This is a genomic window from Mesorhizobium sp. M0185, assembly GCF_040322175.1.
Lineage (GTDB): Bacteria > Pseudomonadota > Alphaproteobacteria > Rhizobiales > Rhizobiaceae > Mesorhizobium.
In genome coordinates, this window is sequence record NZ_JAMYSY010000102.1 from 1 (window position 1) to 5668 (window position 5668).

The following is a 5668-nucleotide window of genomic DNA, read 5'->3' on the forward strand; positions in this document are numbered from 1 at the left end:
CGGCGACGATGATTGGCGCCCAGGCCTCGTCCGAGCAGTTGGAGAAGATCCTGTCCTATATCGACATCGGCCGCCAGGAAGGCGCGGAGGTGCTGACCGGTGGCGCCCGCAATGTTCTGCCTGGTGATCTGGCGGGCGGCTATTACGTCAAGCCGACCGTGTTCAAGGGACACAACAAAATGCGCATCTTCCAGGAGGAGATCTTCGGGCCGGTGGTTTCTGTCACGACCTTCAAGGACGATGACGAAGCGCTCAGCATTGCCAACGACACGCTTTACGGCCTCGGGGCCGGGGTCTGGACCCGCGATGGCAACCGTGCCTATCGCTTCGGCCGTGCGATCCAGGCCGGCCGCGTCTGGACCAACTGCTACCACGCCTATCCCGCGCATGCGGCCTTCGGCGGCTACAAGCAGTCTGGCATCGGCCGCGAGACACACAAGATGATGCTCGACCACTATCAGCAGACCAAGAACATGCTGGTCAGCTATAGCCCGAAGAAGCTCGGCTTCTTCTGATCACCTCTTTGTCTCACAGGCGCGGCCCGCGAGGGGCCGCGCCCATAATGACTGGAAACCGGATTAGACTATGCATGCAAAAGTCACGGCGACGCCGGAAGCCCTTGAACTGATCGCGGAAATTGTTGCCGAGCACGGACCAGTGCTGTTCCACCAATCCGGCGGCTGCTGCGACGGGTCTTCGCCGATGTGCTATCCGCTTGCTGGCTTCATCGTCGGCGATCAGGATGTGTTGCTCGGCCACATCGGCGACGCGCCCTTCTATATCGGGGCTTCGCAATTCGAGGTCTGGAAGCATACCGATCTCATCATCGACGTAGTGCCTGGCCGCGGCGGCATGTTCTCCCTCGATAACGGACGGGAGAAGCGATTCCTGACTCGGTCGAAGATCTGCGCTGTTCAGATCGGGAGGTAGCCTTCCCATCCGACTGCCGCCGATGGTCAGACCGCTACCGAATGCCTGGCCTTGCCGGTTTCGAAATATTTGTCGAACTTTGTCGCGATGCTCCTGACAAAGGGCCGGCTTTCCGCAGGCACGACGAAGCGGTCACCATCAAGTTCAAGCAACCAGCGATCGGTTCTTCTTGGATGTGCAGCCGCTGTGGGGGTCCGTCGCCTTTCTCACGGGCGGCGAGCTCCTTTCGCGAAGGCGGTGTTGGTCAGAGAACCTTTAGCGCAGTTCAAGTTAGCTGGTTGCCATTGGGGGGACTAATGTCCCCTCCTCTTTTGCAGCAGCCAGGAATGCCTTACGAGCCTCCTCAGGTTCCATCTCGTCGAATATCACGGCCATGCAAACGCGCACCGCGAGGTCCCAGCAAGGGCCACGTTTGGTCCACTTCATCAGCTCCTCGCCGGCTGCCTCGGCGTTGTTGACGTTGCGGATGATCCCGGGACGCTCGGTCTTGACGGGGACCGGAGGGTTGAACCAATGGAGTGCCATACAGTCACTCTTTGTCGGCCCTATCAAGTTCCTCCAGGAAAGACCTTTGCTCAGCCGGCAGTTCCCGTTCTACAGGCAGATTTAGCAGGTTGCGAAGGTAATTGCGGATTACCTCTAACTATTGAAAATGGCGCAGGACGGCGCGCTTTGTTGCGATGCCACAGTGACTGAAGTTGGCTGACAGCTACTCGCCACAGTCGAAAGCCACGCAGAGGCCCATGGCAGTTGCTGCCTCGACGATCGCCTCGGTCAGTTCTTCATCGGAGGCCACCAAATAAGGCGCAGCCTCCCGCGCTTCGCGCAGCGCCGCTTTTATCGAGACCGTGTCGCGACGGTCCACCCTATTGAGGAGTACGGTGATTGCTTGCTCTAGAAGTGGACCGACCCTTCGCGCGACGCTCATCCAGCCCTCCCCAGGGACACGCCGAAGTGGACTCTACTCCTACCTCCGAATCGTACAATTGTACGGTGCTGGCCGCAACAGTCAGGAATGTTTGGTTGAAAAATTCGTCCGGGTGATCGGATAATTGGGCGCGCGAAGAGGTCCGGACGCCCCGTGGTGCCAAGCACTGTTGCTTCGCCGTCGATGATTGCCCGCTTTGCGTCAATTCAGCCGCAGCCCGGACGATTGGGCTGTATCTGTCGGTCCAGTCGAAGCCGTTTCGCGTGAAGGCCTGCACCTTACCCCGTTGGATGATCAACTGCGTGCGATACCCATCATATTTGATGTCGTGAAACCACCCTGGGCCCTTGGGCGGCTTCTCGACCAGGGTGGGCATTTGGAACTCAATAAATGACAGCCGGCCAACGCCAGGCTCGGTGAGCATGCGCCCGCACTCCAGACACTACCATTTGATTCAATATCGCTGGTTCGAATCGGTTCCGAAACAAGGTGCACGCTGGCGGCGTTGGCATTTTCCGCATATTAGCAATCCCTTGACTATCGTCAAAGCCGCTCCAGAATCATGGGCATGGCTTGGGAAATTGCGGACATCAATATCGGCGATGAGGTGGCGATCACCGTGACGGTGCTGAAGCTGCTGGACGACGGAAGAGCTAGTGTCAGCATCCCCTCGTATGGTTTTCCGCATTCAGTCCCTGCTCCTAAAAGGTCCAAACCAGGTGACGAGCTACAGCTCACCGGCGAGGTCACGCGGGTCGACGAGGAAAATCGAAAGGTGACGGTGAAAGCTGGCGGGCTAATCACCGTGGATGCCGATACGATCACCGACTGGACGCCTGTTCGCCGCAAAAAGATGTCGCTTAGAGATGCGGCGGATTAGCGAATGCAGATCAAAGCATGAATTGCTGAGGATAATCCGCAAGGGCTGGCCGCCCTTGCTCTGGTGCGCATGGCATCGAGGACACCTGCCCGGCCGGCGTGCTGCCAATCGAGGAAGCTGCCTTGCTCAGGTGGCGCACTGTACGAAAATTACCAACTTCGTTAGCCGGGAACAAGCACTATACATCAAACGTTTTTGCGAGACTGAACTCTCCTCCTCCGGCCTGGCTGTAGCGGCCCGCTGCTCTGTACGGGCAGCGGGCCTGAGGGGTCGCACATGCCGCAGCGCCTGCGTACCAATCGCACCTGCCTTAGTCCTCATGATTTGGCTATTTGCCAGCGCGTTTTCGATCGAATTTGCGCAGACGAAGACCTCGACCCTTTAAGCCAACAGGGCGAAATCCTGGCGGAAACGGTAGTGGCGACTTTTCGAAATGCTCACACTGACGAGCGCGAACTGCTGAAGGCAGTCAGGTCTCGTCGCCGAAATTGAGCAGCAAAATTTCACCCGACCGACAGGTCGGGCTGCAGCCATTCGGCCTTGTCCCCGGAGCAGCCCCGGGGAGCTAATCAAAGCGACCACCAATGATCGCGTCGCTTTGACTAGCCGCCGCGAAGGGATTGAAGGCCGTCCAGCAACGAGGCCCTAACTGCCAGCAAGATAAGCGTCACCGATTGCGGCTGGCGGTGTGGCGGTCGTTTTGCACCCTCACCATTCCGCTCTTGCCGAGCAGTCCCAGTCCTCAGCCGCTGTTCCCGTAGCCCGGCCGTTTGCCTCACATGCCTGCTCGTTCCCGTGTGACGGTCGCCTTCACGACGCTCGCACTTGCCGGCTTCCATCCAGACGAGCCAATCGAGCCCAAGCGCAAAGCCGTGCTGGACGCCATTGAGGCGCTGGAGAAGGCGACAGAGAAACCGACCGCGAAGTGATGCGATGCGCAGCCTAGGCCCCACACCGGCCAGGATCGACCCGGAATGGCCTTACCAGATCGCGCTGCCCGACGACCTATGTACCGGACAGAGCTTTGCGCTGATCCGCGAATTCTGCGGAGCGCGCGGGCTGGCCCCGAACGGTAGGCAGGTGCAGGCGATATGGCCGGATCATAAATACGAGAACTGGCGGCTCCACGCATGCCTTCTGCTAGTGCCGACGTTTGATGTGGCGCAAAGGATCTGCAGAAGCTAACATAGCTTGTTCTTGGAGGCTGTCGTGCGTACGAGACGTTTCAGAAAGCCCGTCGTCGTTCAACCCGGCCGGATCGATCGCGACAGAGTTGTTGCGTCCGTATCGGACGCGGCCGAAGTTCTGCTGAGGGATTGGCCGAGGCCGGCGGGCAAGTCGCGGCTCGCCGCAATCGAAGCATGCCTTGCCGTAATCCGTGGAGAAAAACCACCAAGGATAGCTCGCCAGGCGTTCATCGCTGCTGCCAAGGAGGCCAGGATATTGCTCGCGGAAGAAATTTAGGCTTACCCAGCACCCGTATGGGCATGCCCTTGAAGCACGGAGCGCTGCTGGATTCAGCGGCTTTAATCGACCTCTCCTGCCCCGTCAGGATACGAGGACGTGAAGACGCAAGCCGTGCTGAAGCTTGTGTTGTGGCGTGAGCCGCGCTTACTGAACCGCGAAGCCAGGCAGCTCATTCCCAGCCAGGCCACCTAGACCATCTAGACCTGACGGCATGGCCCGAACGTCGTGCACTGTCAGGCTTTGGCCTTGCGCTTTGCTGGTGCTTTTTTGGGCGGCGTTTTGTCAACCGCCTTGCGGCCGAGACCGGCAGCTTTGGCAAGCGCAGACCGCTGAGCCGCATAGCTGGGCGCTACCATAGGATAGTCCCACGCCAAACCCCACTTGGCTCTGTACTCATCAGGTGTCATGCCAAGCAAGCCCAGGTGGCGCTTCATCGACTTGAACTTGCGCCCGTTCTCAAGGCTTATAATGTATTCGGGAAAGATCGACTTCTTAGGATTTACCGCGGGCGTAAGTATTGGCGATGGTGCAGCGACCGGCTCAGCTAGGCCAGACAACGCAGAATTGACACTGGCGATCAAATTCGGCAGATCCGCCACGGGCGTTGCGTTGCTCTGGACATAGGCTGCGACGATATCTGCTGTCATCCCTAGCAAATCAGCCCTTCGCTGCCCAATTGCTTCATCCATCAAAATCGTTCCCGTGTTGATCTCCGGCGTTCCTATTTGGAAAATTCGGCCTGCGCAATTGCAAACAACGATTATTTGACGCTAGATTACTCCAAGGCCGACTTTGCTGGTCATCCCCTGCGACATGCGTGTATGCGGCCAATTTCCCTTCAGGTGTAGCACCCTCATTCACCCAAATGCGATCAGCAGATCGTTGGCATTATCTGGTCGCCGGCCTTGATCTGGACTTCGGGCATGGTGCTGTCACGCTCGGCATGCAGCGCCGTTCCATCTCATCGCTTCGATCGAAAACAGCAGATCGCCGGCCTTCACCGCCTGGACGGCAGCGACCGAGAGCGCCGAGACGACGCCAGACATCGGCGCGCCGACACGCGAACACAGCCCAGGATGACAACGTGTGTTCGCGAGATGTCAGGCGTTCAAGATTTTCGCTTCCTTGGCGGCGCTGAGAAATGCCACGCGGGCAATCTCCGGGGCCTTATCGCCGCCGAGCAACGCATCAGGTCAGGCGGCGTTTACGCGTTCGACTCTACCTTCACCGCGAAAAAGCGCCTGTCGATACCTCTCGGAGCCGCTTAACCAATCCATGGGTATAGAGGCTGAGATTATTCAGGGGCGATCGCTGAAAAATTCAGAGATGGGACACAGGAGACCTAACCAGAGGAGCGTAACACCCCTCCTCCTTGGCAGTGTTTGGACCGGAGACATCGCGAACAGGTGTGCGAGGACATCGCGAACAGTTTCCCACCCTATCTGTTGCTTGCGTTGAGGTCG

Annotated in this window: 10 protein-coding genes and 2 pseudogenes; 5 read left to right on the forward strand and 7 right to left on the reverse strand. The window is 58.6% G+C overall.

Annotated elements, in window-relative coordinates:
• Positions 1 to 515 (forward strand): annotated as a pseudogene (gene adh, locus NKJ20_RS33680) (aldehyde dehydrogenase); the annotation flags it as partial.
• 70 nt (positions 516 to 585) lie between these two features.
• Positions 586 to 930 carry a DUF779 domain-containing protein gene (locus tag NKJ20_RS33685; RefSeq protein WP_352745761.1) on the forward strand — a complete coding sequence of 115 codons (345 nt, stop codon included), beginning with the start codon at positions 586 to 588 and terminating at the stop codon, positions 928 to 930.
• A gap of 26 nt (positions 931 to 956) precedes the next feature.
• Here NKJ20_RS33685 and NKJ20_RS33690 read toward each other — a convergent pair whose 3' ends face one another.
• From NKJ20_RS33690 to NKJ20_RS33705, 4 genes are all read right to left on the reverse strand, one after another.
• A complete protein-coding gene (locus NKJ20_RS33690; protein ID WP_502894994.1) occupies positions 957 to 1082 on the reverse strand; it encodes a hypothetical protein in 126 nt (41 codons plus the stop codon).
• Between the two features lie 118 nt (positions 1083 to 1200).
• Positions 1201 to 1455 (reverse strand): DUF982 domain-containing protein, encoded by a 255-nt coding sequence (locus NKJ20_RS33695; RefSeq protein WP_352745758.1) that lies wholly within the window; start codon positions 1453 to 1455, stop codon positions 1201 to 1203.
• A gap of 184 nt (positions 1456 to 1639) precedes the next feature.
• On the reverse strand, positions 1640 to 1858 hold the full coding sequence (locus NKJ20_RS33700) for a hypothetical protein (RefSeq protein ID WP_352745845.1): 219 nt from the start codon (positions 1856 to 1858) through the stop codon (positions 1640 to 1642).
• A complete protein-coding gene (locus tag NKJ20_RS33705; RefSeq protein ID WP_352749903.1) occupies positions 1797 to 2282 on the reverse strand; it encodes an ATP-dependent DNA ligase in 486 nt (161 codons plus the stop codon). Before NKJ20_RS33705 ends, NKJ20_RS33700 begins: the two co-directional genes overlap by 62 nt.
• 144 nt (positions 2283 to 2426) lie before the next feature.
• Here NKJ20_RS33705 and NKJ20_RS33710 point away from each other — a divergent pair, with 144 nt between their 5' ends.
• From NKJ20_RS33710 to NKJ20_RS33720, 3 genes are all read left to right on the forward strand, one after another.
• Positions 2427 to 2738 carry a hypothetical protein gene (locus NKJ20_RS33710; protein ID WP_352749905.1) on the forward strand — a complete coding sequence of 104 codons (312 nt, stop codon included), beginning with the start codon at positions 2427 to 2429 and terminating at the stop codon, positions 2736 to 2738.
• A gap of 779 nt (positions 2739 to 3517) precedes the next feature.
• Positions 3518 to 3667, forward strand: coding sequence for a hypothetical protein (locus NKJ20_RS33715; RefSeq protein ID WP_352745754.1), 150 nt, complete (start codon positions 3518 to 3520; stop codon positions 3665 to 3667).
• Positions 3668 to 3947: 280 nt separating this feature from the next.
• Positions 3948 to 4202, forward strand: a complete 255-nt coding sequence (locus NKJ20_RS33720) for a DUF982 domain-containing protein (protein WP_352473196.1) — start codon at positions 3948 to 3950, stop codon at positions 4200 to 4202.
• Between the two features lie 236 nt (positions 4203 to 4438).
• Here NKJ20_RS33720 and NKJ20_RS33725 read toward each other — a convergent pair whose 3' ends face one another.
• From NKJ20_RS33725 to NKJ20_RS33735, 3 genes and pseudogenes are all read right to left on the reverse strand, one after another.
• Positions 4439 to 4894: a Ros/MucR family transcriptional regulator gene (locus tag NKJ20_RS33725; protein ID WP_352745747.1), complete on the reverse strand. Its 456-nt coding sequence runs from the start codon at positions 4892 to 4894 to the stop codon at positions 4439 to 4441.
• A gap of 168 nt (positions 4895 to 5062) precedes the next feature.
• Positions 5063 to 5272, reverse strand: a pseudogene (locus NKJ20_RS33730) (biotin/lipoyl-containing protein); the annotation flags it as partial.
• 33 nt (positions 5273 to 5305) lie between these two features.
• A complete protein-coding gene (locus NKJ20_RS33735) occupies positions 5306 to 5389 on the reverse strand; it encodes a DUF982 domain-containing protein (protein ID WP_352745833.1) in 84 nt (27 codons plus the stop codon).
• Positions 5390 to 5668: the final 279 nt, after the last annotated feature.

Excerpts from the sequence above, each read along its gene's own strand:
- NKJ20_RS33700 (WP_352745845.1), bottom strand. The coding sequence starts at position 1,858 with ATGAGCGTCGCGCGAAGGGTCGGTCCACTTCTAGAGCAAGCAATCACC.
- NKJ20_RS33695 (WP_352745758.1), bottom strand. The coding sequence starts at position 1,455 with ATGGCACTCCATTGGTTCAACCCTCCGGTCCCCGTCAAGACCGAGCGT.
- NKJ20_RS33715 (WP_352745754.1), top strand. The coding sequence starts at position 3,518 with ATGCCTGCTCGTTCCCGTGTGACGGTCGCCTTCACGACGCTCGCACTT.
- NKJ20_RS33710 (WP_352749905.1), top strand. The coding sequence starts at position 2,427 with ATGGCTTGGGAAATTGCGGACATCAATATCGGCGATGAGGTGGCGATC.
- NKJ20_RS33705 (WP_352749903.1), bottom strand. The coding sequence starts at position 2,282 with ATGCTCACCGAGCCTGGCGTTGGCCGGCTGTCATTTATTGAGTTCCAA.
- NKJ20_RS33725 (WP_352745747.1), bottom strand. The coding sequence starts at position 4,894 with ATGGATGAAGCAATTGGGCAGCGAAGGGCTGATTTGCTAGGGATGACA.
- NKJ20_RS33685 (WP_352745761.1), top strand. The coding sequence starts at position 586 with ATGCATGCAAAAGTCACGGCGACGCCGGAAGCCCTTGAACTGATCGCG.